22 protein-coding genes and 1 tRNA gene are annotated in these 24,589 nt (G+C 58.1%); 12 read left to right on the forward strand and 11 right to left on the reverse strand.

The window, feature by feature from the left end; genetic code table 11:
• The first annotated feature begins 1 nt into the window (after position 1).
• From FYB92_RS02235 to FYB92_RS02250, 4 genes are all read left to right on the forward strand, one after another.
• Positions 2–697: a hypothetical protein gene (locus tag FYB92_RS02235; RefSeq protein WP_081254529.1), complete on the forward strand. Its 696-nt coding sequence runs from the start codon at positions 2–4 to the stop codon at positions 695–697.
• A 339-nt stretch (positions 698–1,036) separates the two neighbouring features.
• A complete protein-coding gene (locus FYB92_RS02240) occupies positions 1,037–1,183 on the forward strand; it encodes a hypothetical protein (RefSeq protein WP_155116134.1) in 147 nt (48 codons plus the stop codon).
• Between the two features lie 70 nt (positions 1,184–1,253).
• Positions 1,254–2,462, forward strand: a complete 1,209-nt coding sequence (locus FYB92_RS02245) for an acetate/propionate family kinase (protein ID WP_075624937.1) — start codon at positions 1,254–1,256, stop codon at positions 2,460–2,462.
• 34 nt (positions 2,463–2,496) lie between these two features.
• Positions 2,497–4,866 carry a phosphoketolase gene (locus FYB92_RS02250; RefSeq protein WP_075624919.1) on the forward strand — a complete coding sequence of 790 codons (2,370 nt, stop codon included), beginning with the start codon at positions 2,497–2,499 and terminating at the stop codon, positions 4,864–4,866.
• Positions 4,867–5,186: 320 nt separating this feature from the next.
• On the opposite strand, the gene FYB92_RS02255 is transcribed toward FYB92_RS02250, so the two are convergent.
• The 7 genes from FYB92_RS02255 to FYB92_RS02285 all read right to left on the reverse strand — a co-directional run bounded on the left by FYB92_RS02255 (position 5,187) and on the right by FYB92_RS02285 (position 11,480).
• A complete protein-coding gene (locus FYB92_RS02255; RefSeq protein ID WP_003616582.1) occupies positions 5,187–6,704 on the reverse strand; it encodes an efflux transporter outer membrane subunit in 1,518 nt (505 codons plus the stop codon).
• Positions 6,705–6,720: 16 nt separating this feature from the next.
• Positions 6,721–7,632, reverse strand: coding sequence for an HlyD family secretion protein (locus tag FYB92_RS02260; RefSeq protein ID WP_003616579.1), 912 nt, complete (start codon positions 7,630–7,632; stop codon positions 6,721–6,723).
• Positions 7,633–7,661: 29 nt separating this feature from the next.
• The gene (locus FYB92_RS02265) at positions 7,662–7,856 is read right to left on the reverse strand and encodes a DUF1656 domain-containing protein (protein WP_003616576.1); all 195 of its coding nucleotides are present in this window, start codon (positions 7,854–7,856) and stop codon (positions 7,662–7,664) included.
• Entirely contained in the window at positions 7,856–10,081 is a 2,226-nt protein-coding gene (locus FYB92_RS02270) for an FUSC family protein (RefSeq protein WP_003616574.1), read from the reverse strand. The genes FYB92_RS02265 and FYB92_RS02270 overlap by 1 nt, the downstream gene beginning before the upstream one ends.
• Positions 10,078–10,554, reverse strand: a complete 477-nt coding sequence (locus tag FYB92_RS02275) for a MarR family winged helix-turn-helix transcriptional regulator (RefSeq protein ID WP_003616572.1) — start codon at positions 10,552–10,554, stop codon at positions 10,078–10,080. The genes FYB92_RS02270 and FYB92_RS02275 overlap by 4 nt, the downstream gene beginning before the upstream one ends.
• Positions 10,555–10,750: 196 nt before the next feature.
• Complete coding sequence (locus FYB92_RS02280) at positions 10,751–11,191, reverse strand: hypothetical protein (protein WP_003616570.1); 441 nt, start codon at positions 11,189–11,191, stop codon at positions 10,751–10,753.
• A 40-nt stretch (positions 11,192–11,231) separates the two neighbouring features.
• Positions 11,232–11,480, reverse strand: a complete 249-nt coding sequence (locus FYB92_RS02285) for a hypothetical protein (RefSeq protein ID WP_003616569.1) — start codon at positions 11,478–11,480, stop codon at positions 11,232–11,234.
• A gap of 99 nt (positions 11,481–11,579) precedes the next feature.
• Between FYB92_RS02285 and FYB92_RS02290 the strand changes: the two genes are divergently transcribed.
• The 8 genes from FYB92_RS02290 (at position 11,580) to FYB92_RS02325 (ending at position 18,439) form a co-directional block, all read left to right on the forward strand.
• Positions 11,580–12,701, forward strand: a complete 1,122-nt coding sequence (locus tag FYB92_RS02290; protein WP_003616567.1) for an ABC transporter ATP-binding protein — start codon at positions 11,580–11,582, stop codon at positions 12,699–12,701.
• Positions 12,702–12,808: 107 nt separating this feature from the next.
• Complete coding sequence (locus tag FYB92_RS02295) at positions 12,809–13,849, forward strand: extracellular solute-binding protein (protein ID WP_081378512.1); 1,041 nt, start codon at positions 12,809–12,811, stop codon at positions 13,847–13,849.
• Positions 13,850–13,855: 6 nt separating this feature from the next.
• On the forward strand, positions 13,856–14,329 hold the full coding sequence (locus tag FYB92_RS02300) for a hypothetical protein (protein WP_332828098.1): 474 nt from the start codon (positions 13,856–13,858) through the stop codon (positions 14,327–14,329).
• A 20-nt stretch (positions 14,330–14,349) separates the two neighbouring features.
• Positions 14,350–14,865 (forward strand): YcgN family cysteine cluster protein, encoded by a 516-nt coding sequence (locus tag FYB92_RS02305; RefSeq protein WP_003616561.1) that lies wholly within the window; start codon positions 14,350–14,352, stop codon positions 14,863–14,865.
• A complete protein-coding gene (locus tag FYB92_RS02310; protein WP_332828959.1) occupies positions 14,865–15,569 on the forward strand; it encodes a SprT family zinc-dependent metalloprotease in 705 nt (234 codons plus the stop codon). Before FYB92_RS02305 ends, FYB92_RS02310 begins: the two co-directional genes overlap by 1 nt.
• 99 nt (positions 15,570–15,668) lie before the next feature.
• A tRNA-Leu gene (locus FYB92_RS02315) sits at positions 15,669–15,757 on the forward strand.
• Positions 15,758–16,775: 1,018 nt separating this feature from the next.
• A complete protein-coding gene (locus FYB92_RS02320) occupies positions 16,776–17,489 on the forward strand; it encodes a LuxR family transcriptional regulator (RefSeq protein ID WP_075595501.1) in 714 nt (237 codons plus the stop codon).
• 110 nt (positions 17,490–17,599) lie between these two features.
• Positions 17,600–18,439 carry a sulfotransferase gene (locus FYB92_RS02325; RefSeq protein ID WP_332828099.1) on the forward strand — a complete coding sequence of 280 codons (840 nt, stop codon included), beginning with the start codon at positions 17,600–17,602 and terminating at the stop codon, positions 18,437–18,439.
• A gap of 96 nt (positions 18,440–18,535) precedes the next feature.
• Here the strand turns inward: FYB92_RS02325 and FYB92_RS02330 are convergent, their stop codons facing one another.
• The 4 genes from FYB92_RS02330 to FYB92_RS02345 all read right to left on the reverse strand — a co-directional run bounded on the left by FYB92_RS02330 (position 18,536) and on the right by FYB92_RS02345 (position 24,151).
• Entirely contained in the window at positions 18,536–19,102 is a 567-nt protein-coding gene (locus FYB92_RS02330; protein ID WP_003616521.1) for a helix-turn-helix domain-containing protein, read from the reverse strand.
• 46 nt (positions 19,103–19,148) lie between these two features.
• Positions 19,149–20,846 carry a Hint domain-containing protein gene (locus FYB92_RS02335; protein ID WP_239021184.1) on the reverse strand — a complete coding sequence of 566 codons (1,698 nt, stop codon included), beginning with the start codon at positions 20,844–20,846 and terminating at the stop codon, positions 19,149–19,151.
• 442 nt (positions 20,847–21,288) lie between these two features.
• Positions 21,289–22,626: a gluconate:H+ symporter gene (locus FYB92_RS02340; protein ID WP_332828100.1), complete on the reverse strand. Its 1,338-nt coding sequence runs from the start codon at positions 22,624–22,626 to the stop codon at positions 21,289–21,291.
• Between the two features lie 43 nt (positions 22,627–22,669).
• Positions 22,670–24,151: a M81 family metallopeptidase gene (locus tag FYB92_RS02345; protein WP_062810064.1), complete on the reverse strand. Its 1,482-nt coding sequence runs from the start codon at positions 24,149–24,151 to the stop codon at positions 22,670–22,672.
• Positions 24,152–24,589 lie beyond the last annotated feature (438 nt).

Raw genomic sequence — 24,589 nt, forward strand, 5'->3', positions numbered from 1 at the left:
TATGGATAACAGCATGCAGGCCACGGTTGTGGTGCCCTTCACCCGTCTTGGGATCGTGGTCGGGATGGAGGCGGAGGCCGCCCTGATCCGCCCGTTCTTCCCCGCCGCGCGCTTTGGCATCAGTGGCGCGACGCTTGATGGCGCACGGCGTGCGACCTCCATCCTGCTGACGTCCGGGGTGGATGCGGTTCTGTCGTTCGGGCTGGCCGCGGGTCTGGACCCGGCGCTGTATCCGGGGATTGTCCTGTTGCCACGTCATGTTGTGGTCGATGGGGCGCGTATCCCCACCGATCCGGCCTTTTCCGACTGGCTGGGGCAGGGGCTGCGGACGGTGCAGCGCGGGGATCTGCTACACAGTGATGTGATCGTCTCCGACCGGCAGGAGAAAGCCGAACTGTTCGCGCAGAGCGGGTGCGAAGGGCTGGACATGGAAAGTGGCGTGGTGGCGACGCTGTGTTCCGAGCGCAAGGTTGCGTTCGCGGTCCTGCGTGTCGTGTGCGACCCGGCGGACCGCACCTTGCCCCCCGCCGCCGTGGTGGCGTTGCAGCCGGGCGGGGGGATCGCACTGGGCGCGATCCTGCGCAATGTGCTGGCCCATCCGGGGCAGATCCCGGCCCTGATCGAAGTGGGACGGGATGCGGGTATGGCCCGCAAGGCCGCGCGCGCCATGTTGCGGCGGCGGTTTGACCCGGACTGATATGCTGCCTTCTTTGTCTTTAAAGAGGTGGTTTGAAAATCATAAAGGTTTTTGGTGAAGCTTTTTCCAAAAAGCTTCAGAAGACGCCGCCTTTTTAAAAAAAGGCGGCACCCAAAAACTTTTCTGATTTTCTATCAATGATTTGTTTTCAAGAAATCTTTAAGAAGATGACACTCTTTTTGAAGCTTTTCGGGAAAACTTCACTAAAAAAAACTTATAATATTTCAGGAAGTTATGGGGTCTTCCTTTTTTAAAAACCTCTGAATGGCCGGTTTTCAGAGGGCGATGCCCTTTGGGCGGGTCAAGGGCTGCGCCCTTGCAGAGGGTGTGTCACCACGCATGGGCGACATGTGTGTTCCCATGCAGGTACCGGGCATCAGCCATCTGTGGAATATCCCGCTGTTTTTGCGCTATGTTTCAAAGAATGACAGCAATCCGGCGCTGATGCCGCACGTTCGCGATGCAGCGGCGGCGATGCGGAATTGATTCGCGTCAATGTGTCGCAGGGTCGATAGTCGATAGGATGTCGGTGGGTGTCGGGAAAGGAAAGACGGGCATGACAAAGGCTGTTCTGGCGTTGAATGCAGGGTCGTCCAGCCTGAAATTCGCCCTGTTCCGCATTGACCCGACCGATACCCCCACAAGTCCCAGCCACCGCATCGCCTCGGGCGAGGTGGAGGGCATTGGCACCCATCCGCATTTCCGCGCCAGGGATGCGGACGGCAAGGTCCTGGTTGATGAAAGCTGGGACGCCCATGAAGCGGGGACGCCTGATGCGCATCATGGCCCCATGGCCACCCTGATGGAGTGGGTGGGCGAACATCTGGGTCATGTCGAACTGATGGGGGTGGGGCACCGTGTTGTCCATGGCGGGCCGGATTTCATCCGCCCGGTGCGCATCACGCCCGATGTGCTGGCCGCCCTGACGGCGCTGACGCCGTTTGCCCCTCTGCATCAGCCCGGCAGTCTGGCGCCCGCGCGCGCGCTGATGGCACAGCGGCCCGACCTGCCGCAGGTCGCGTGTTTCGATACGGCCTTTCACCATACCATGCCCCCTGTCGCGCAGGCACAGGCCCTGCCGCGTTCCTATGCCGCCAAGGGCGTGCGGCGGTATGGTTTCCATGGGCTATCATATGAATATATCGCCAACTGCCTGCGCGCGCGCGCGCCGCATCTGGCGGGTGGTCGCTGTATCGTGGCGCATGTCGGCAGCGGTGCCAGCCTGTGCGCCATGCATGAAGGGCACAGTATCGATACCACGATGGGATTTTCGGTGCTGGACGGGCTTATGATGGGCACACGCTGCGGTCATCTCGATCCGGGTGTGATCCTTTACATGCTCAGGGAAGAAGGGCTGGACGCAGCAGCGATCGAAAAGGTGCTGTACCACGACTCCGGCCTGCTGGGGGTTTCGGGGGTGTCCAATGACATGCGTGACCTGCATGCGCGCGCCGCCCACGATCCCGCCGTCAGCGCGGCGCTGGAGCTGTTCGTCTATCGCTTTGTGCAGGAAGCGGGCATGATGGCCGCGTCGTTGCAGGGGCTGGACGGACTGGTCTTCACGGCGGGCATTGGGGAAAATGACGCCATCGTGCGTGCTGCGATCTGTGCGCGGCTGCAATGGCTGGGCGTGCGGCTCGATGCTGCCGCGAATATCGCGAACAGCGAAATTATCAGCACATCCGACAGCAAGGTCGAGGTGCGGGTCATTCCGACGGATGAGGAAACGACGATCCGCCGCCATGTGATGATGTGTCTGGCGTAACGGACACGGACAATTTGTTTCGAAGGGGACGCAGATGAGTGAGACAGTATCCACCACGCCATTATCGGCACAGGAACTGGCATTATTCAACAAATGGTGGCACGCGGCCAACTATCTGTCGATCGCGCAGATCTACCTGCTGGCCAATCCGCTCCTGCGCGAGCCGCTGAAGCTTGAGGATACCAAGCCACGCCTGCTGGGGCACTGGGGCACCACGCCGGGGCTGAATTTCCTGTATCTCCACCTCAACCGCATCATTCGTGAACAGGATCGCAGCATCCTGTTCATCGCGGGGCCGGGCCACGGGGCGCCGGGTGTGATTGCCAACACCTATCTTGAAGGCACCTATAGCGAGTATTTCCCCGAAGTGTCGCAGGACGCGGACGGGCTGGCGCGGCTGGTCAAGCAGTTCTCCTTCCCCGGTGGCATTCCCAGCCATGCTGCCCCCACCACGCCGGGTTCCATCAACGAAGGTGGCGAACTGGGATATTCCCTGTCGCATGCCTATGGTGCGGTGTTCGACAACCCCGACCTGATCGCCGCCTGCGTCGTCGGTGATGGCGAGGCGGAAACCGGGCCGCTGGCGACATCGTGGCACAGCAACAAGTTCCTTGACCCCAAGACCGATGGCGCGGTCCTGCCGATCCTGCACCTCAATGGCTACAAGATCGCGAACCCCACCGTTCTGGCGCGTATCTCGCCCGAGGAACTGGTCTCCCTGTTCAAGGGCTATGGCTATGACCCGATCGTGGTCGAAGGTGACGTGCCCGACGTGGTGCATCAGGCCATGGCGAATGCGATGAACACGGCGTTTGCCCGCATCGACGCCATCCAGAAGGCCGCCCGCACCGAAGGCAGGACCGAACGGCCCATATGGCCCATGATCATCATGCGCACGCCCAAGGGCTGGACCTGCCCCAAGACGGTGGACGGCCAGCGGGTCGAAGGATACTGGCGCGCCCATCAGGTGCCCTTTACCGACCTTGGCAATCCTGCGCACCTCAAGCTGCTTGATGAATGGCTGCACAGCTACAGGCCAGAGGAACTGTTTGACGAAAACGGCACGCTGATGCCCGAAATTGCGGCGCTTGCGCCCAAGGGCAACCGCCGTATGAGTGCCAACCCCCATGCGAATGGCGGCCTGCTGCGTCGCGACCTGCGCCTGCCGGATGTGGCACCCTATGCCGTGACGGTGGAAGCGCCAGGCCATGCGCTGGGTGAGGGGACGCGCGTGCTGGGATCGTGGCTGCGTGACGTGATGAAGGAAAACCTGTCATCACGCAATTTCCGCGTGCTGGCACCCGATGAGAACAATTCGAACCGCCTTAACGCTGTGCTTGACGTTACGAACCGCGCATGGAACGCCGAGACGTTCGATTACGATGACCATCTGTCCGTTGATGGCCATGTGATGGAAATCCTTAGCGAGCATACCTGTCAGGGCTGGCTGGAAGGTTACCTGCTGACGGGCCGCCATGGCTTCATGTCGTGCTACGAGGCGTTCATTCACATCGTCGACTCGATGGTCAACCAGCATGCCAAGTGGATCAAGCAGGCTGATGAAGTGGCATGGCGTGCGCCGATCGCCTCGCTTAACTATCTGCTGACATCGCATGTCTGGCGTCAGGACCATAACGGGTTCAGCCATCAGGACCCGGGTTTCATCGACCATGTCCTGAACAAGAAGGCCAAGACCGTCCGCGTGTACCTGCCGCCCGATGCGAACACGCTGCTATGCACGGCCAAGACCTGTCTGGAAAGTCGTGACCGCGTGAACGTTATCGTGGCGGGCAAGCAGCCGGAGCCGCAGTGGCTGGATATGGATGCCGCCATTGAACATTGCGCGCAGGGAATTGGCATCTGGGAATGGGCCAGTAATGACAAGGGGGGGGAGCCCGATGTCGTGATCGCCTGCGCCGGTGATGTCCCCACCATCGAGGCTCTGGCCGCGACGCAGATCCTGAATGAACATCTGCCGGACCTGAAAATCCGTGTCATCAACGTGGTGAACCTGCTGACGCTGCAGACCCCGCAGGAACATCCCGATGGCCTGGATGATGCAGTGTTCGACAGCCTGTTCACCGTGGACAAGCCGGTGATCTTCGCCTTCCATGGCTATCCGGCGCTGATTCACAAGCTGATCTACAAGCGGACCAACTGCCGCAACTTCCACGTTCATGGCTATCGTGAGGAAGGTTCGACCACGACACCGTTCGACATGACGGTGCGCAACAATCTGGACCGGTTCCATCTGGTGCAGAACGTGATCCGCCGCGTACCCGCCCTTGCGGTCAAGGCGGCCTATGCCAACCAGTTGATCAATGACAAGCTGAACGAGCATAAGCGTTATGTCGCGCAATACGGGCAGGACCTGCCGGAAGTGCGTAACTGGCGCTGGTCATAAGGTTTGGCGGCGCTGACCCGGATCATCTGATCCGGCTGTGATCTTCTGGTACCGGCAGTGAGCATGGCTTGCTGCCGGTATTTTTTTCGGGCGGTATTTTCCTGTCATGACCAATTTTGAAAACAGGAAGTATTTTCAAAATTTTTCTGGAAATATTTCCTGAAATCTTCTTGTGGTTATGACATGAACGTTTTTTTTCATTGTTTCTGCAAACAAGAAGACACGTCCTGCATAATATGAAAATACCCGTTCCCAGTTATTTTCATGCAACTGGAAACGGGCATCATAATCAGTTCGTGGCCCATGTAATCCCGTGTGGATTACTGCTGGAACAGGTGCGCAAGGAAATTCTGTTTCTCCAGCGAGATCGGCAGCGTGGTGTTGGTCAGTGCCACACCCTGCCAGCCTGCGCCGATGGCGGTATACAGGTTGATCGCATCCTGCAACCGTTCCAGCCGTGCCATGGCTTCGGCATTTTGCGCGTTCAGGGTGGTGCGTTCCGTAGTCAGGACTTCGAGGAAGCCGACCAGTCCCGCGCCATACAGCTTGCGCGCGCGCTCACTTGCCAGCGTACTGTCTTCGGCGGCCTTGGCCAGCAGTTCGGTATGTTCCTCATCATCATGCCAGGCGGCCATTGCGTCTTCGACTTCCTTAAAGCCCTTGAGGACGGTCTGGCGGTAATTCAGGCGGCTTGCTTCGGCCGCGGCCTGTGTCGCGCGCACCTGCGAAGTCAGCTTGCCCCCATGCATCAGCGGCAGCGAAGCCATCATCAGGAACTGCCAGCTCATGGTCGCAGCTTCTGTCATCTGCGACATGACCGAGGCATTCGGGTTAAAGCTGATGGGGATGCTGAAATTGGGATAAAGCTGTGACACGGCCATGCCGATCCGTGCCGTGGCCTCCGCATACTGGCGTTCGGCCGTGCGGATGTCCGGGCGGTTGGCCAGGACGATGGACGGCAGGGTGGCCGGGAATTCCGGCACCTTGGGCAGGGGTCTGGCCACCTTCAGTTCGATTTCGGAAGTCCCGGGCATCTGCCCCATCAGAACATCAAGCGCATGCGTGATCTGGGAGATATGGGTCTTGAGCGGTTCGCGCGCGGCGGTCTGGGAATCCAGCTCTGCCTTGGCCTGCGCGATCTGCATGGTGTTGCCCACCCCTTCGAGGTAGAGGCGGTTGGTCAGGTCATAGGCATCCTGGGCCACACGGATGTTATTGTTCGCAATTTCCAGCCGCAATTGCTGGTCGCGCAGCATCATGTAATCGCTGGCCACTTCGGACAGGATCATGACCATCAGGGCGCGGCGTTCCTCAATCGTGGCTTCGACGGCGTATTTCTGCGCCTCCACACTGCGGCGGATACGCCCGAAAACGTCAAGCTGCCAACTGCCTGCCATGCCATAGGTCAGGTAATTCGCATCCGGGTGGTTGGCCGGGTTGCCTGGACGGATCGGCCAGTTCTCGATGTTGATCGAATACCGGACATTACCACCACCCGCATCGGCATCCATCTGTGGATACCATTGCGACGCCTGCACATCGCGGATCGCGCGTTCCGCAAGGATGTGCTGCCCTGCCGCCTGCAGGTCATAATTCCCTGTGATCGCCTTATCGACCAGCTTGTCCAGCTCGGGGTCCTTGAACAGGTGCCACCACTGTTTCAGCTCCCGGTCGGTGTCCTCGATCTCTTCCTTGGTGGCAGGATGGTCATCCTCGGTGAAGCGGGCGGGCAGCTTCATGCGGTCGGGCTGGTAACGCGGTCCGACCGTGCAACCGGCCAGCACCAGGGCGGCGCTCAGGAACAGGCCGGTCTTGCGGGTGATCGTGGTGATATTCATTGTTGTGCCTGGCGCCTTACAGGTGGTCTTGCAACCACGTCGTCAGATGGCCGCGTTGGGTACGGGACTGCGGGCCGACGCTGATGGTCGCCGTCATGCCTGCGGCAAGGGTGATGCTGTCGGGAACATGGTCCAGATGGATGCGCACCGGGATACGCTGTGCCAGACGGACCCAGGTGAAGATCGGGCTGACGTCCTGCAGGCCCAGGCCATCTGGCTTGCCGTTCTGGTCATTGATGCCACGTGCGATACTGACGACATGGCCAGGCAGGATGTCCTTGTATCCCATAAGCTTGACGCGTGCTTCGTCCCCGACATGGACGCCCCACATCTTCGTTTCCTCGAAATACCCGTTGACCCAGTAGGAGTCGGAGTCAATCACCGCAAGGCGGGCATGCCCGGCCGTGACGTAATCGCCCACCCGCAGGTTCAGGTTGGTGATGTTGCCATTGACCGGCGAATACAGGATGGAGCGCTGGAGGTTCAGCTTGGCCAGATCAAGGGCAGCGCGGGCCGCATCCACCGACGCGATCTGCGTCGCCACGTTGGAGTTGAAAACCTCCTGTTCTTCGGCAGAGACGATACCGCCAAGGCCCATGCGGCGCCGGGCATCATTCTGCTTGAGCTTCAGGTCTTCGAGCGCACCGTCAAGGCGGGCCTGCGCCTCGCGGATGGCCAGGTGGAAGCGGACCGGGTCAAGCACGAACAGCGGGTCGCCCTTATGGACATACTGGTTGTCCACCACCGGTAGCTGGACCACCGTGCCGGAAACTTCGGGGGCAACATCGACCACATAGACGCGCACACGTCCGTCACGTGTCCACGGGGCAATCATGTAGGTGTCCCATAAGGTGACGCCCATGACGATGGCCATCGCCACGACCGCCAGGGTCAGTACCACACGGATCAGGGTGCGCAAGAGAGGCATGGTGGATTCTCGAACCTTTTCGGCGACAGTCAGATGTACAGGATCATCAGGCAGAGGACGCAAGTGTAGAGCGCGACCTCGAACAGGGCGAGATGCCAGAACCATTTCATGATGCCGCTCCACCATAAAAGGGAGCGCAGCAGCATGGTCACAGGCAGCGCCGCGATGGCATAGACGACAATCGGTGCCATGAAGACACCGAAGAGATTGAATTCGGTCAGCATCAGGCGGTTCTCATTCCGAACGGGCCAGTCGTGGACAATACGGGAAGGGTCAGGCGGTTATTGGCGCCGGGCATATCCGCCGCCATCTGTAGCGGACCATGGCGATGGAAGAAACCGGGGATTGCCCCAATCAGCAGCGATGCCTGTTCCAGGCAGGCGGCGATACGGCGTGTGGGCGTATGTGCCGGCATCCCCCGGCGTTCAAGGTGGGACAGAAGCGTCAGCGCGGTTGCGCGCAGCGTCTGGACCGTAAGCGCCGGGTCGGAACGCAGGTAACGGAACGCGCCAAGCGCCTGCGTCACGCGTTCGCGGTCTTCTGCGTGAATGGCGGGGGACGTGACAAGGGTGCGCAACCGGACCAGCACCCGGCCCAGCGATACGGCCATGAATGCCGCATCCGTCAGTTCATAGACCCGCCCCGGTGACGATACGAGGGAGAAGCGTTGTATGATGCGCAGTATTTTTTGCATCTGCAGGTTTTCCCACACCGGCCATTCGACATGCTGACCCAGTGGCTGGCGGGCCAGATGTTCGGTCGCGCGTGCGATGGAGGCCACCAGCCGCCCCGAGTCGAGGCGATGGTTGGCGGGCAGGATGACGCGGAACACCAGTGCGATGGACACCACGCCCAGCGCGAAGGCCATCCATGTATTCATCAGCGACAGGTCGTCATAGGTGATGGGGTTGCGCACCTGTACCATGGCGTTGAAGAACACCGCATAGCCGAATCCGCGCATGGCGTGGCGTGGATGGAACTGCAACCATATCCCCGGCAGCAGGCACAGTGACAGCGACAGCCACAGCAGCGGGTAGCCGTCGATGCGCGGCAACAAAAAGGTCTGGCAGATGAAGGCGGCGGGAATGGCCGCGAATGTGCCGCTTGCGAACATGACGCTGGCACGTGACGCCAGCGGGCTTGTCGCCAGCAGGCATGATGCCGGGATCAGGTAGGTCAGCATGTTCGCCCCGTGGGTCCAGCGGCAGATATACCAGAACATGCAACCCAGCAGGGTGACGAACGCGCCGCGCGTGCCGTTGCGCAGGGCGGCGGGCCAGTCGAAATACAGTTTCAGGCCGATGGCGCGGACATGTTCCTGCGGTCCCATGAAATCATCAAGCGCCGCACAGAGCTGCGCCAGTACGTCGCGTTCATTGTCGATGAAGGCGATGGTCGGCAGGTCCTGCGTCTGTTCGCCGAGTTCGTCGAGTTCTGTCATCGCCGCGCGGATGCGCCGACGGATGGGGCGCATGTTGTCGCGCGCTTCCAGATGCAGGTCCTCTGGCGGCAGGGTCGCGAAATGCCGCATGATCTCCTGGCGGATATGCCGCGCCGTCCGCGCCTGCCGGGTCATCGGCGGTTCATCCTGCCAGATGGGATGATGCGCGCTCAGCAACCCCAAAAGGCGCGCCACCCCCCCACGCAGGCCACGCGCGCGCAGGCTGACGCTGTAATTGTCGGCTGCGGCGTATTCGATGGCCTCCACCAGGGCGTTGGCCTGCGACAGCAGGCGCGCACGCTGGTCATATGATGTGATCGACATGGCGCGGAAGGACAGGGGCTGTCCCGCGTCATCGGGCATGGAGGTTGCGTCATTCCATGACGGATCGCTTGGCTGCGCGAAATGGGAGGTGATGTTGCGCAACACCTGGTCGATCTGGCGTATGACCTTTTCAGGATGGCTGATATTCGTCAGCAGGAAGACGAATGCGGTACTCAGGATGCCCACCGTCACCGCCGACAGGCGTGACATCGCGGCCATGAAGATATGGTCCGGTTCGCTGAAGGCGGAAACGGAAATCAGGATGATGGTATAACCCGTCAGCACCGCTGCATACGCCTTGTAAAAGCGCAGCAGGGTGGACACGCAGCATGCCAGCCCGATGATGAACGACAGCCCCATGAAATACAGCACGGGCGATTGTGGAAAAAGCGCCATCAGCGCGATGGCGGAGGTCGCGCCGATGATCGTGCCGAAAATACGCCACACGCTTTTCGACACCATTGCGCCCACGACGGGATTGGCGACGATCAACACCGTCGTGACCGAAGACATCGGTGTCTGGAGTTGCAGGTCGAAGGCCAGGAACAGTGCAAGCCCCACCGCCAGCAACGTACGGATGCTGTAGGCAATCGTGGGGCGCACCGTTTTCCAGTCGGGGAAAACAAAGGTTCCCAGCCGGAGCAGGGGCCGCGACAGCGCGCCGTGGGGGGGGATCAGCCTCATGAACGGACGGAGGCCCCGGTCGCCATGCGATCCGTGTACAGGTTGGCCTCAATCCGGTCGAAGACGGAATAGCACGCCGTCAGTTCGGAATCCGAAATGCCCGACAGCAGGCGATGCGACACGGCGTCCACCGCGTCACGCACCTGACGTTCGATCCGCTCCCCCTCCTGCGTCAGGCGTACCAGCTTGGAGCGGCGATCTTCCTCGTCGCGGGAACGGAAGACGAGTCCGCGGCGTTCAAGCACATCAAGAAGGCGGGCGACCGATGGGGCCTCGATCTCAAGGGCGCGGGCAAGGTCGGTCTGCCGTACCGGCGGCATCAGAAGGCCCAGATACAGGACAGGCCGCCAGGTGGCTTCGGTCAGGCCGTAATCGCGCAGGTCATGGTCCACCTGTCGCCGCCATGCCGTGCCAAGGCGCGCCAGCCTGCGTCTGAAGGACCGTTCTCGTTCAAGGCGCTCGGTATCGGCCATTGCATCCTGCCAGCCGGGTTGGAAAAAATCATGAGCATGCAAACTATTTGCCTGCTTACGATTGCGTGCAGTCGCACGTTTCCAGAAAAAGTGTCCGGGAGCCAATGCAATTTCGTCATGGATACCATCTGACAATGATGTGCATCAATCATGATGGTATGCATGACGGCGGGGGCGGCGGCCCCCGATGGTCACATCAGGAGCGGGGGCGGCGTCCTGTCACGGTCTGGAACAGGTTCCAGATTGCGCGCCCGGTGTGACGTGTCACCGGCCCGGCGACGGTGCCCACCACGGCGGACAGCGCCACCGTCTGGCGCAGTTCATTAAGGGCATGTTCGCGGGCGAAGCGGACACGGATTTCTTCGGCCGTCATATAGGACCGCCGTCCCATGAAGGCGAACATGCACGCGGCGATGATATCCACCGCAAAGACCGCGCATGACGCGCCAAGAACGCTGAGGCCAAGGGTCTGGTAACAGAAAGCCCACAGCAGGCCATGGCCCGTTATGGTCGCGAAACCACCAAAAACGGCCGCGACAACCAGAAAGGCAGCCTGGCGGCCAAGGCGGATGGCCATCAATTTGCGTAGGGTGAGTTCCCCATCAATGATGGTCTTGCCGATTTCGCCTATTCTCATTGCTGTCGCGTGTCCTCTGGTTTCGTCAGGCTACCAAGCCTTATTTCGTGGCGCGGCCAAGAAAGTAGCCGATTGCCGAGAAAATGGCGATAGCCAGAAAGGAACGTCCGCGCGAGCGGGTCTTGGTCGGGGCTTCGGCCAGTTCACGCGCGTTGGTGGCCAGGTGTTCCGCCTTTTCGACGGCGGTGTGCAGGGCCTGCTTGCCATGCGTCTGCAGCAGGTTTTCGACGTGGGACTTCAGTGCCTGAAGGTCTTCGTGCGTGACGTGCTTGATGTCTGTCTTTGTCATTTTCTTGTCCTTGCAAAGGGGCTGGCCCGATGATCCTCTGGTAAGGAGGAAGGAAACACTTATAACCCTTTCTTTGGATAGTCAGGTTTCTGTTATCGCATGCCACCTTTCTCCTCACGACTGGTTGTCCGCAATCTGGTCACAACTGCCGATACCGCCCCGTTTTCCTTTGGTGTCGGGGCGGGGGAATGCCTTGCCCTGCTGGGAAACCGCGGTGCGGACCTGTCGGCGGTGGCCGACGCGCTGGTGGGGCAGCGGCCATTGCTTGACGGTAACGTCATGGTGGGGGGGATCGATGTGTCGGGTCGCCCACCGCTCACGCGGATGTGTGGCCTGTGGGGAGCGCGCGATCCGCTGTTCGCGCACCTGACGGTTTTCCACAACCTGCTGTTTCCGCTGCGTGTCCGTGGCATTGCCCGGGCGGAGGCGGCGGACCGTGCGCGTCAGGCCATGGCTTTGCTGGGGCTGGAGGGGCTGGGCCATGTGCGGCCTGCCGCGCTGGATGCGGAACAGGTCCTGCGCGCCGGACTGGCGCGGGTCATGGTCTGCGCGCCGCCGGTCATTGTGCTGGATGATCCCTTTGCCCCGCTGCCGGCGGACCGGCGGGGGATGATGCGCAATTTCCTTGGCCGCCTGATCCGTGCGCGTGACCTGTGTGTGGTGATGGCCACCTGTGATCGTGATGATGCGCTGGTGGTGGGGGACCGTATTGCGTTCTTTGACGGTGCAGAACATTTGCAGACCGGGGCGGCGGCGGACCTGTTCGACCGTCCGGCATGCGACCGCGTGGCCACCGGTTTTGCCGGGGCGAATGCCCTGACCGGGCGCGTGTCCTATATCGAGGAGGATGTCGCCGTCATCCGCCTGCCCGACGGGTTGACGGTGCAGGCCATGGCGGCGCCCGGCCTGGCGGAAGACAGCCTTTGCACCGTCTGCGTGCGTCCTGACCGCATTGCGACCCTGTTTCCCGCGCGACCGGGGGCGATGGGCAGCCTTGCCACCGATGATGGCGAATCCGCGATGCTGCCCGCGGTCCTGGTGGACATGCGTCACATGGGCACATACATCCGCATGCGCATGAGGCTGTCGAATGGCGATGAGCTGCTGGTGCGCCGTCCCCCGTTGCAGATCGTGTGCGGGGTGGAACCCGGTCGTCCGGCGTTGCTGGCGTGGCAGGCGGGGCAGGCGATTGCCTTTCCGTTCCGTCATGAAATGCGCTAGCGTCCGATGTTCCGTATCCCTGTGGCCGCACCGGCGGTCATGCCGTCTTGTGAAGGTCTTTCCCGCTGTTTTCCCTGTTGTCCTTTCCGTTGAGCAGTGCGTGCCTTTTGCCCCGCCTGTCGCCGCGTCGCGTGTCGTGTCTTTTCATCATCATGGCGCTGGCGGGGAATATCGTGTGTGCGCCCGAAGTGCTGGCCGCCCGTCTGGTGTCCACCGTCCATCACCACCGCCTTGCCGTCCTGAGCGTCGCGACACAGGACGATACATTGGGCAGGGTGCAGGACCGTGCCTATTTCCAGCCTTTTGCAAGGAAGGCGGGGATACGTGTCGTGCGTCGGACATGGGATGGGCAGGCGACGACGCTGGCGGCGCATGCCGCGACAGAATCCACGCCCGCCACATGGGCGGTCGTCTTTGGCGAAGACAGTGCAATTCGTACATCGTGCATACAGGGCACCCTGGTGCGCCTGGCGGGCAGTGCGGACAATCCCGACGGATGTGGTGTCGCCGCGCTGCATCCGGCCATCGTCCTGGCATGGGATCGCGGGTGGCGTCCTGCATCCCCACGTTGGGCCGATTTCTGGGATGTGGTGCGCTTTCCCGGCAAACGGGGGCTGCGACGTGACCCGCGCTCGACGCTGGAAATCGCATTGATGGCCGATGGCGTGCCACCGCATGACGTATATGACGTGCTGTCCACCGGGCCGGGCATCGACCGGGCATTTCGTAAGCTGACGCAGTTGCGCCCGTATATTACATGGTGGTCCACGCCAGAGGAATCAGCCCGCATCATTGAAAATGGCAGTGTGCTGATGGGCAGTGTCTTCAGCAATGAAATCGCCCGCCTGCCCGCGCGTCGTCATGATATCGGCGTGCAGTGGGCGCAGAGCCTGGGCGAATGTCTGTCATGGGCGCTGGTGCAGGGGGTATCCCCCGCCATGGCGGGACAGGCGCGCGATCTGCTGCATTATATAGTGCAGCCTGAACAGCAGGATCGTTTTGCCGCCCTTTATCCCATGGGGCAGGTTGCCGCCGGGTCGCCGGCGGGCGAACCCTCGGTCGACCTGCCCATGGATCTGGAGTTCTGGGGTGCGCACCTGCCGGACCTGTCACAGCGTTTTGCCGACTGGCTGCGTGGACCCGCGTGATGCCACGTGTCTTTTGTTCGCGGTGGTGGCGGTATGATGTTGCTTCCTGATATGGCGGAATGCGCCATGACGGCGTTCATCATGGCGGTGGTGGTCATGGGGGCATGCATGTTCATGCGGCGTCGCATGCCATGGGGACCTGCCGTGGTGCAGGTGTTGCTGCTGCTGGTGCTGGTGCCGGGGATGGCCGGTGTGTTGTGGCTGCCGCATTGGGGCGGGGCGGGGAATGTGGCCCTGTGGCCGGTATTGCAGGGCGTGTTTGTGTGCCCTCTTGTGACGGTGCTGCCGTTGCGAGCGCTGATGCGCGTGCCTGCGAGCGTGTCGCGCACGGCATGGGGGCTGGGGGCGGGGCTATGGATGCGTGCGCGTCTGTTGTGGTTGCCGTTGCTTGGGCCGTCACTGGTGCTGTCTGCCTGCGCGGGACTGGGGATGGGGGTGTTGGCCGCCATGGTGGATATGGGGGCGACCCTCGGGACATGACGGGACGGGGACAGGAGGCAATGGGCATGGATAGCCGTAATGACGGAGGGGACCGTCCGTTCTGGATGACGGTTCCGCTGTCACGTATGACGCGCCAGCAATGGGAATCGCTGTGTGACGGGTGTGGCCGGTGCTGCCTGCACAAACTGCGTGATGATGAGACGGAGGAGATCGTCTTTACCGATGTTGCCTGTCGTCTGCTGGATACCACGACGTGCCTGTGTAAGGATTATCCGCATCGACAGCGCAAGGTTCAGGATTGTATCAGCCTGACGCCGGACATGCTGAAGGATATCGACTGGCTTCCTCCCACCTGTGGATACCGTCTGATACAGGAGGGACGGCCCCTGCCATGGTGGCATCCGCTGGTTTCGGGACGGGCCGATACGGTGCATGAGGCCGGGGTTTCGGTCAGCGGGCGTGTCATTAGCGAACGTCGTGCCGGTGCGTTGGAGGATCATGTCGTTGAATGGCCGGGTGAATGTCCCCCCGGTGCCGACGGCACGCAGGCCCCGGACATTCCGTCGCGCGAATGATGTCCGATGGCCCCGAAACCGTGGCCATCGCCAGCAGGCAGGTCACGGTATGCTGGCGTCGTTCGGCGCGGGCGCGGCGCATTTCCATGCGGATTGATGCACGCAGCGGTCATGTCATCCTGACCCTGCCGCCACGCGCCCGACGTGATGATGCACTGGCGCTGTTGCGGTCACATTCGGCATGGGTGGTGGCCAATCTTGCCCGCATACCGCAGGCCCCGCGATGGCATGATGGGGGACAGGTGCTGATTGATGGACGGCCCCATGCCATTCGCCATTGTCCGCAGGCCCGGCGTGGCGTGTGGATCGAGGGCGAGGTGATACATGTCAGTGGGGAAGCCGCGTTTCTGGTAAGACGCCTGCTGGCTTTCCTGCGGGAGGAGGCGCGGACCCGCCTTGGGGCGGGGCTGGACGCGCTGTCACGGCAGGCGGGATTGCGCCCCACGCGGCTGACGGTGCGCGATACACGCAGCCGGTGGGGCAGTTGTACTGCCGATGGGGCAATCATGCTGTGCTGGCGTCTGATCATGGCCCCACCAGAGGTGCAGCATTACGTGATGGCCCATGAACTGGCGCATTTGCGGCACATGAACCATGGGCCGGATTTCTGGATGCTGGTGGATCGCCTGACCCCGCATCGGCGTATGGCCGAGCTATGGCTACACCGCGAAGGGGCCACCCTGTTGCGCGATATGCAGGAATGACCCGGAGGGGCAGAGGGATATTTTTTGTGTGAAAATATCCTTAAACCGCGACGGGTTGAGTTGTCGTGGATGGTGTGTGTGCTAGAAGATGCGCTTAATGCGAGCTTGGCGGAATGGTAGACGCACGAGACTTAAAATCTTGCGCCCGTTAACAGGGCGTGCGGGTTCGAGTCCCGCAGCTCGCACCACAGGTGCCCTGTGTGATGAAGGGTGGTTCGGCAACACCGGGGTAAAGACGGTTTTGCCCTGATGGGTTCCTGCGCCGTGGCCGCAGTCCTGGCGACTGGTATAAGGCCAGCAGGCAGGGAGGCTTTATCGTATGCAGGTTCGTTCCGTGCTGGCTGGGCCGCATGCGTCCAGATACTGTTTGAAAGTAGCCTGTTGATAAAAAAACAGAAAAGTTTTTGGGGTATCTTTCCCTAAAAGGCGATGTTTTTGTCAGACTGTTGCAACGAAATTCACCCAAAACTTTTCTATTTTTAATATATTATTGATCCTGTCTTTTAAATACAGTCTCCTGGAACGGGGATACGTGCCAATGGCGGTATCAATGCCATCCCCCGGAGGACAAAAAATCAAACGGAAGCTTCCAAAATAGCAGTTTCTGATGCGTTCTGGTGCCTTGAAACGTTTTGTGCCGGAGATCCCTCATGTTAGTGCCGACACGAAAAAAGCATTTCAGCGGACAGGTGTCACGTACTCCATGCGGGGACTGGACGATCACAGAACCGGCTGTGCAGGTTGCCTGTTCACGATACAGCCTCGTGGCATCAGAGCATATTTTCCGGATAGCCATATGGATGGCAGCTTACTCAGCGATGGGGCTGGGTGAAATCTGTAACCGACGGAAGAAGGATCTCCAGATCACGCCAGTGCGTTCCAGATACATGGGATCTGGTCTGAAAGACGCCCTGGGCCGCGTGCTTGGTCTGGAGTCATCAAGACAGGGGGGCCAGATGGTTGCGCTGGAACAGGCGTTCTTGTGGTTCAAGGCCGTGTCAGCCTGCCTGTGGGGATCATGGTGTCTGCATTGCGAAATACGGTGTCCGTCCAGTGCAGAAATATGGATGTTCATCTTCGACAAATTGTAACGGGCATTTTTGATATTTTTGGAATATTTATGCATATCCTCCTTTAAATGATAAATGCACATCATGTATAATTTCACGCCTGATTCCATGTTGTCCCGACAAAAAGAAATTACGCATGTTACACCTGTTTGAAGATGCCCTGAATTCAGTGGAAAGTATGCAGAATTCTGAAAATATAAATCAATTAAATGCGGAATTTCGGAGTATATTGACGAAACTGAAACATTTTGTTCATACAGCCGGGCTGGTGCATAAAACCCGTGTTACGGAATGCTATCTGATTGACAGTACGTATCCTGATGACTGGATGCAACATTATATTGACAATTGTTATCAAAATATAGATCCCGTAATCGCAACTGCCAGGCATGAATTCCTGCCCTATGGCTGGGGATCTGTAGGTGTCCGGAATAAAAGCCAAAAAAATATGATGCAAGAATTTCAGGATATCGGCTTTAGAAGCGGATATGCAGTTCCCCTGCCGGTATCCCCTTCTATGCTGTTATTAGTCGGAATGGCATCTAATGATAAAGAAATCAATTTTCGTGACCGAACGATACTGCAAATCGCGATTAACCAATATCACGCCTGCTACATGCAAATTACCAATGGTGGGACATCTAAAGAAGACTGTTCCCTTTCAGACAGGGAACGTGAATGCCTGCTGTGGGTCGCGCAAGGGAAAAATACTCTGGAAATCAGTTCCATCCTTAATATCAGTGACAATACAGTCAAATATCATCTGAAAAATATCATGCAGAAATTGGGGGCCCATAATCGCATTCAGGCTGTTGTCCAGGCAATCAACCTGGGCCTGATTCATCCCTGATGCATATGTAACATCATGTAATATGTGCGCCACCTGTTCAGGTAGGAGGATCTTAAAGACTGACTTTACTACGATAAAGGCTTGGTTCAACTGCAATGGCCTTTATGTGCATGCTCGTCCCTACTGTGCATTTCATGTCTGGATTACCGCGCTCAGGCTCAACATTGCTTGCGGCATTGCTTCGACAGAATCCTACGATCATCAAAGCAGGGCATATTTCTCCTGTTGCTCCCATGATGTTAAAATTAAGTTCCGTTATGGTGGAGGGGGAGTATCAAACCGAATTTGACAGGGACACAAGGCATCGTCTCCTGCGGGGGATATTGTTCAATTATTATGGCGGGGATTCATCCCTGAATGCCAATAATCTGTCAGTGATTATTGATAATAGCCGTCTGTGGTGTACCAGACTTGGTTTGATCAATGCTATTTTCCCAGAAGCAAAGATTATTTTCTGTGTCAGGGACCCTGTCTGGATTATTGATTCATTTGAACGTGTGATGCAGCAAAACCCTCTTTTAAGTTCAAAAATCGTCCCGATCGAACACAGGGGGAATTTGCACAGCCGCGTGTATTCCCTGCTTTCAGCCAATGGGGCATTCGGGTTTTGTTGGCGTGCTTTTACCGAAGCATTTTATAGCGATTTTGCTCATAACCTCATTGTCGTAGATTACGATGTCCTGGTTCATGAACCTGCCAGGACATCGAGTATTCTGGGCGATGTATTAAACCTTCCCGCATGCAAATATGATTTCGAAAATGTATATTTCGAAGAACCCGTCAAATTTGATGAAAGTCTGAATTCCCCCGGCCTGCATAAAGTAAGACCGCGCGTTGAAGTTCTGCGTCGGCGCCCAGTCCTTCCCCCGGATATTGTTTCAAAACTTGCCGGGAATCGTTTTTGGTGTGACCAGAGGAAAAAAGTCGGAAGGGCGGTAGTCATTGCCTAATGATTTTAAAAACACAGAACCGCGCATATTGGGATTATAATGTTCTTTGATGGAAATTTTTCAAAAACATTTAATTTATTTTATGAATTCCTGATATTATCCTTTTATATATAGCATTTCCATACGTTTTATCGCCTGAAGACGGTTCTCGATGGAAAGGGATCTATAGAGCTTTATAATATTTTCTTCATCTTTTGTAAGCTCGATCGGTATTGTTTCGTTGTTCTGTCCATTTAGGAAAACTTCTTCGCTGATACCAAATATTTCCGCAATGCGGGGTACATGTTCGCTGATATGGCTGGAACGTCCTGTTTCCCAGAAACAGACGGCGGCACGCGACATACCCAACATTTCGGCAAATGCTTTCTGGCTTAGTCCCGCAGCCTTGCGCAATAACTGAATACGTTGCCCGATTTCGCGTGAAGGTGAAAAACCGTGCAGATCGGTTGCGCTCAGCCCATCATCGGAAATGGCCTGACTTTGCTGGATCCATTTGCGGAAACCCATGATGGTTGTTTCCTGCAAGGTCAGAAAGGCACGTCGTTTTCCTTTCCTGCGAAAGACGACATGGTTTTTTTCAATACTGTCAATGACACGCACTTCGCTGCGTGGGGGGGCACCGGTCCAGGTCTGTCCGGGTTTTAGGGTAAATAAAGGCTTCATGATCGTGTGAATCGCCCCCTGCGGCAGAACACAGGGGGCGTCCTGTTCAGGCTGTCAGGCGCGTATCATTTTGGGGAATATTGTCTTTTTCGACATTATAAGGCCCACCCGCAATGATTTCGAGGCACAATAGCCCCATCAATGTGGGATGCCGGTGCCCAAGCGGCAGCGTGGCCTGCCCATCTGTCCAGCGGCAAGGCTCCTTGCAGGGCATATATCCCCCATCATGCCATCCCGCCGGTGCGTCGGGTGCGAGGTGGGACGTAACGGGACGGGCGATATTGCCTTCAAACAGTTTGATGCTCCTGACCAATACACCCAGATGGCGGCGGTCATCCACATAAGGACCAACCATATCTGACGGGCGGCCCGTGCGTGACATGATCCGTACTTCCTCGATCCCAGGTGGGATCATGAAAAAAGCATGGCCATTGGCCTCGCGCATCGTGCGCAGGACGGCCCCTGTTTTTGTAACCAGGTGCAGGTCGGCGTTGGTTTCCACGATCGGCGGTTCGGACCTGGGTGCATGACCAGAGGCAATGGCCCGTTCCCCGATCCGGTGGAACAGGGGTTCGACGAAATCACGGTTGACCGCCAATGGTGCTGCGGCATCATTGGCCCAATTTCGTGGTGACGACCCGATGCGCACGACATTGCCAGCCTGATGGAAATTGCGGCGGTTTCCGGTATCAAGATAACTTTCGCTCAGCATACCGTCGGCCATGATGACGGAATGTTGTGCGGTTTCGATATGATAATAGTCATAGGATGTGATCGACTTGTCATAAAAAATGGATCGACCGTTCACCAGCATGCGGACGGGCACAAATTTCCCGTCAAAGAACAGGCAGTGTTCCGCCGTGATCAGCATATCCTTGTACGGTACGCCATCGGCGATCGCATCCTTGACGATACGCACGGGATATCCGGCTTCATCATCTGGCAGGTGGGGCCGCACCACGGCTTTGTGGTGTCCTGCCCAGACGATGTTCCGGGTTGTGCCAGCAGGGACAGAACAGTCAAAAATGTTGATGGCGTCACCAACCTGAAGGGCCTCGACCGCGATGTCCCCCGTCGGGGTCTGGATCATGGTGCCCGAAAGGAAACAGACAATCACTGTGCCTGTATCACCGCTTTCTGCAACGGCATTGACATAGTTGGAGGCCGTCGGGTCCGTGTTCTGGTACTCACCCGTCAGCGTTACACTGTCATTATTTGAAAATGTTATGTCAGTTGTTCCCAGCAGGGAATTATAACTGACACTGCTGATGGTCGCGGGGGAACCGTTGGATTCGATAATAATCGAATCCCCCGTTCCAAAATTTTTGATTGATGCCCCCGACAGCAGGGCCAGCCCGGTGCTGGAGCCAGCCAGGTTGAGCACGCCACCACCGGACTCGAAATTGATTGTCGCACCAGACAGGGCCGATATGACGGCCGAACCGTTGAATGTTCCACCGTTGCTCAGATTGATGGTCACGCCTGTGGCTGCATTCAGCAGTCCACCACCCAGCGAGATCGTCCCCCCGTCCGCATTGAGGATCGTTTCGGTTCCGATGGCGACGGAACCGGCGGAAACGGTGACGGAAGTATTTTTTTCCGCAGTGATCGTATAGGTGCTGAGTGCTGTGACCGGAAGGTCCAGCAGTCCCGTAATGTTGATGGTGGCATCGACCTCTGCACCGGTGGAGGAAGATACCGTGGCATCGGCGCTTCCCAGAATACCAAGTACCGCAATTGGCATAAGGTCATATGTTCCACTGCTGGTAACACTGTTTCCCGTTCCGAATAGTTGGGTCATTTCATCATTCCTGAGCGTATCGAATGGAACTCGTGACCAGGATAATGCTCCTGAAATGTTATCATTATGTGAATCGCATGGCACGAGGCAGGGACAGCCCGCCCGACGCTCTCCGCTGTTCTGGCGTAAGAGAGTGTTTGAAAACAGATCATTGATAAAAAAGGAAAAGTTTTTGGGTGCCGCCTTTTTTCAAAAATGCGGTGTCTTCTGAAGCTTTTCAGAAAAAGATTCACAAAAAACTTTATAATTTCAGTATGTTATCGAGCCTGACTTTTCAAACAGATACTAAGATGTTTATCGTCGCGGGTGTGTGCCGGTTCATCCAAAGGGGGCGATCTACTGTCCGGTCGGACCGTTGAAAATCCATCCAAAGACAGCAGCATTCCTATAGGGCAGCAGAAAGAAGAAGCGTCAGGCACAAGATGACAATGGAAATCAGTGTTTCCGTTCCGGACCACACGACAAAGGTCTGTGCCAGCGACAGGCCCAGATATTCCTTTAATTGCCAGAAAACGGGATCGTTAACCGGGCCAAAGGCGATTGATCCTGCGCCTGTTGCCAGTACCAGCAGTTCCGGTGATACGCCATGCAGGTGGGGGAGTGCTGGTGCGATCAGGTTTGCCGCCGTGCCGGTGGCCACGGTGGCCGATCCTGTCGCAAGACGGATGATCGCAGCCGACAGGAACGCCAGCAGCAATGGGGACATATGCGCGCCCAGGGCCGCGGATGTCAGGGCTGCGGAAATGCCGCTGTCGATCACCGCCTGTCCGAATCCCCCGCCCGCGCCCACCAGCAGGATGACGAATCCCGTCGGGGCAAGGCAGGATTGAAGGGCATGGGCAATCTGTTGCGGTGTCATGCCCGCAGGCCTGCATAACAGTACGGCCACGGCCAGCAGCGACACAAGGAGGGCGATATTCGTCTCCCCCAGTGCCTGCCCCAGCATATGCCATATCCCTGCGCCGGGTATGGCCGCCAGCACCTGCCCACCCCCGATCAGCAGGAATGGCAATAAAATGCACAGCACGCTGCGCCCCGGCGGAGCATGGATTTCTGGCGTGGTGCGTATCTGGAATTCCGCTTCCATCGGGCTGGTCGCAATTGTGCCGATGTGACGGATGACAAACTGCGCGAACACAGGCCCGCACAGGATTGCCGTGGGCAGCATGACAAGCAGCCCAAGCATGAGATTGAGTGTCAGGCGGGCATGGTAAATGCCGATGGCCAGCATGATGGCCGGATGTGGCGGCATGACCGCATGGGCGATCGACAGGCTGGCAACCAGGGGCAGGATGGCCATCAGTACAGGCCTGCGGCTTTCCTGTGCCGCGATGAAGCCCAGCGGGGCCAGCAGGACAAACCCCACGTCAAAGAAGATGGGCAGGCCGACAATCATGCCGGTCGCGGCCATGGCCCAGTGCAGGTTGCGTACGCCACATCGTTGCATGACCGAGCGTGCAACCGTATCGGCCGCCCCCGACTGCGCAATCAGTTTGCCGAACATGGTGCCAAAGGCGATCAGGAATCCGATATTGCCCAGCGCGTTGCCTGCCCCGTGCTGGAACGTGGTCACGGCCTGCGCCGGGCTGTGACCTGTCGCCAGCATGACCGCGATGGCCACACCGAACAGCACCAGCAGTGCATTCAGGCGAAAGCGGGCGATCAGGACAATGATCATCCCGATCGCACATCCCCCGATGGCAAGGGCATGGGTCAAGGGCATCTTGGCGGTCCCGGGTGGGGAATGTCACATGCGCGGTGTGCGATCATGTCACGTCATGGGGGTTTTCCACGATGGGCCAGATCCCGCGCGTCAGCTTGGTGTATCTGGTGCGTTTCGGGTCGGATGGGTAATGCGTGCCCGCATCGACATAAAGGACTGCGGCGGCAATCCCGATAAACCCGGCATAGAAATGGTTGGTGGATTTCACCACCAGTACGTCCTTGGCGGTGGGATCAATGCCAAGATTGGAGAATATGTCCGGCTCGAAACACTGGGTACGGTTGGTGTTCACGATGATGTCGATATGTGTGCCAGCAATCCGGATGACGGCACTTGCGCCCAGTGGAACCCTGCTTTCGCCAAAGCTCTGCCATGCCGCATCGACGACATTGCGCACTTCGACATCCGCGTCGATCGGGTCCCCGCCGCCGGGACCGGCCTTGCCGCCGATGCGCAGGTGAATCCGTGCGCCAATCCCTGCTGCCTTGCAAAATGCGACGGCGATCGGGTCCCAGATCGTCGCAATCCCCACATTGTCGATGCCCGCATCGATCAGTGCCGACAGCAGCAGCGTCCCGTCCCCCGCGACGCCGCCCCCGGGATTGTCCCAGATATCCGCCAGTACGACCGGCGCGGTGGTCGCAGGGTCGGCAATCGCATCCCGTGCCCGTGTGATCGCCTGTTCGGGGGACAGGGTGTGCATGCGCGTGCTGCCGCGAAAGCCAAATACCTCCATGCCCAGATCATGCGCCAGATGTTCGCCACCGTCCGGGTCATTGTCCGTTACGACCACAACCTGTGTGCCAAGGTCAGCCACATTCCCCGCAAGGAACCCATGGATGAGGGAAATGGACAGGATCCTGCCCGTGCCCTGTAACGCCACGATCCTGTCCACGAACCCGCGCAATGGTTGTTGGCTGGTGGGCAGGACGTCAATCATCCGGCAGTCGAATGTCGAAATGACCGGTTTTATGTCACGACGTGCCGCGCGCAGGACAATATCGACAAGTTGCTGTGCGCGTTCCATGAAATCAGTGTGCGGGAATTCCAGGAACGCATTCATGGCATCCAGGCTGCGTACGCGTTGTGCGGTGAGGTGACTGTGCGGGTCGAATGTCGCCCCGATCACGACATCTGGCCCAACGCAGTCGCGGATATGCGACAGCAGGTCTCCTTCGCAATCATCGTAACCCTGCGCGACCATTGCACCATGCAACCCCATGACCACCGCATCCACGGGCATGGCAGCACGTAACTGTTCCAGGATCTCGTCACGTAACTCTTCATAGGTCTGGCGTTTGACCAGGCCGCCGGGTTCCGCCCATGTGCAGGTGCCCTCCACCAGTTCGAAATCCCCGTCCGCCCTGCGCGAACGCAGGGCGGGAACTACGGCGGAACAGAGTGTCGGTGTGGGGGGATGCTGCCCCGGTGGGGCATAGAACGCAGCTTTGAATGCGGACAGGTCGGTTGGTACCGGGGAAAAGGTATTGGTTTCGGTTGCAAGTGAGGCAACAAACACGCGCACGTTCATTCTCCTCTGGGTATCAGGGGGTCTGTTTCTGTGTTGGAATGATTTATAGTTTTTTGAGAAAATTTTTATGAAATATATTTTTAAAATCAAATATTTTCGAAAATTTACCAATCGGGAATCTTATAATTTCCCTCTTCGCAAAAAGCTGTCTGAAAATTCAGTCTGGGGAGAAAATACAGCTAAAGACAGGAAGTTTTTCGGGGAAGGTTTTTTAAGAGATTGTTTGAAAACAAGTCATTGATAAAAAAAGAAAAGTTTTTGGGTGCTGCCTTTTTTCAAAAAGGCGGCGTCTTCTGAAGCTTTTTAGAAAAAGCTTCACCAAAAACCTTTGTAATTTCAGAGTGTTACCGATCCTGACTTTTCAAACAGTCTCTAAAAGCTTCGGGAAATGTTGCCTTCATGAAAAAAAGGCAACACCCTGACAATGTGGGA

The organism is Novacetimonas sp. GS1, assembly GCF_036686925.1.
Lineage (GTDB): Bacteria > Pseudomonadota > Alphaproteobacteria > Acetobacterales > Acetobacteraceae > Novacetimonas > Novacetimonas hansenii.

Bases quoted from the DNA above. Each gene is read 5' to 3' on its own strand.
- FYB92_RS02235 (WP_081254529.1), top strand. From the start codon at position 2: ATGGATAACAGCATGCAGGCCACGGTTGTGGTGCCCTTCACCCGTCTT.
- FYB92_RS02240 (WP_155116134.1), top strand. From the start codon at position 1,037: ATGGGCGACATGTGTGTTCCCATGCAGGTACCGGGCATCAGCCATCTG.
- FYB92_RS02245 (WP_075624937.1), top strand. From the start codon at position 1,254: ATGACAAAGGCTGTTCTGGCGTTGAATGCAGGGTCGTCCAGCCTGAAA.
- FYB92_RS02250 (WP_075624919.1), top strand. From the start codon at position 2,497: ATGAGTGAGACAGTATCCACCACGCCATTATCGGCACAGGAACTGGCA.
- FYB92_RS02255 (WP_003616582.1), bottom strand. From the start codon at position 6,704: ATGAATATCACCACGATCACCCGCAAGACCGGCCTGTTCCTGAGCGCC.
- FYB92_RS02260 (WP_003616579.1), bottom strand. From the start codon at position 7,632: ATGCCTCTCTTGCGCACCCTGATCCGTGTGGTACTGACCCTGGCGGTC.
- FYB92_RS02265 (WP_003616576.1), bottom strand. From the start codon at position 7,856: ATGCTGACCGAATTCAATCTCTTCGGTGTCTTCATGGCACCGATTGTC.
- FYB92_RS02270 (WP_003616574.1), bottom strand. From the start codon at position 10,081: ATGAGGCTGATCCCCCCCCACGGCGCGCTGTCGCGGCCCCTGCTCCGG.
- FYB92_RS02275 (WP_003616572.1), bottom strand. From the start codon at position 10,554: ATGGCCGATACCGAGCGCCTTGAACGAGAACGGTCCTTCAGACGCAGG.
- FYB92_RS02280 (WP_003616570.1), bottom strand. From the start codon at position 11,191: ATGAGAATAGGCGAAATCGGCAAGACCATCATTGATGGGGAACTCACC.
- FYB92_RS02285 (WP_003616569.1), bottom strand. From the start codon at position 11,480: ATGACAAAGACAGACATCAAGCACGTCACGCACGAAGACCTTCAGGCA.
- FYB92_RS02290 (WP_003616567.1), top strand. From the start codon at position 11,580: ATGCCACCTTTCTCCTCACGACTGGTTGTCCGCAATCTGGTCACAACT.
- FYB92_RS02305 (WP_003616561.1), top strand. From the start codon at position 14,350: ATGGGCATGGATAGCCGTAATGACGGAGGGGACCGTCCGTTCTGGATG.
- FYB92_RS02310 (WP_332828959.1), top strand. From the start codon at position 14,865: ATGTCCGATGGCCCCGAAACCGTGGCCATCGCCAGCAGGCAGGTCACG.
- FYB92_RS02320 (WP_075595501.1), top strand. From the start codon at position 16,776: ATGTTACACCTGTTTGAAGATGCCCTGAATTCAGTGGAAAGTATGCAG.
- FYB92_RS02325 (WP_332828099.1), top strand. From the start codon at position 17,600: ATGCTCGTCCCTACTGTGCATTTCATGTCTGGATTACCGCGCTCAGGC.
- FYB92_RS02330 (WP_003616521.1), bottom strand. From the start codon at position 19,102: ATGAAGCCTTTATTTACCCTAAAACCCGGACAGACCTGGACCGGTGCC.
- FYB92_RS02335 (WP_239021184.1), bottom strand. From the start codon at position 20,846: ATGCCAATTGCGGTACTTGGTATTCTGGGAAGCGCCGATGCCACGGTA.
- FYB92_RS02340 (WP_332828100.1), bottom strand. From the start codon at position 22,626: ATGCCCTTGACCCATGCCCTTGCCATCGGGGGATGTGCGATCGGGATG.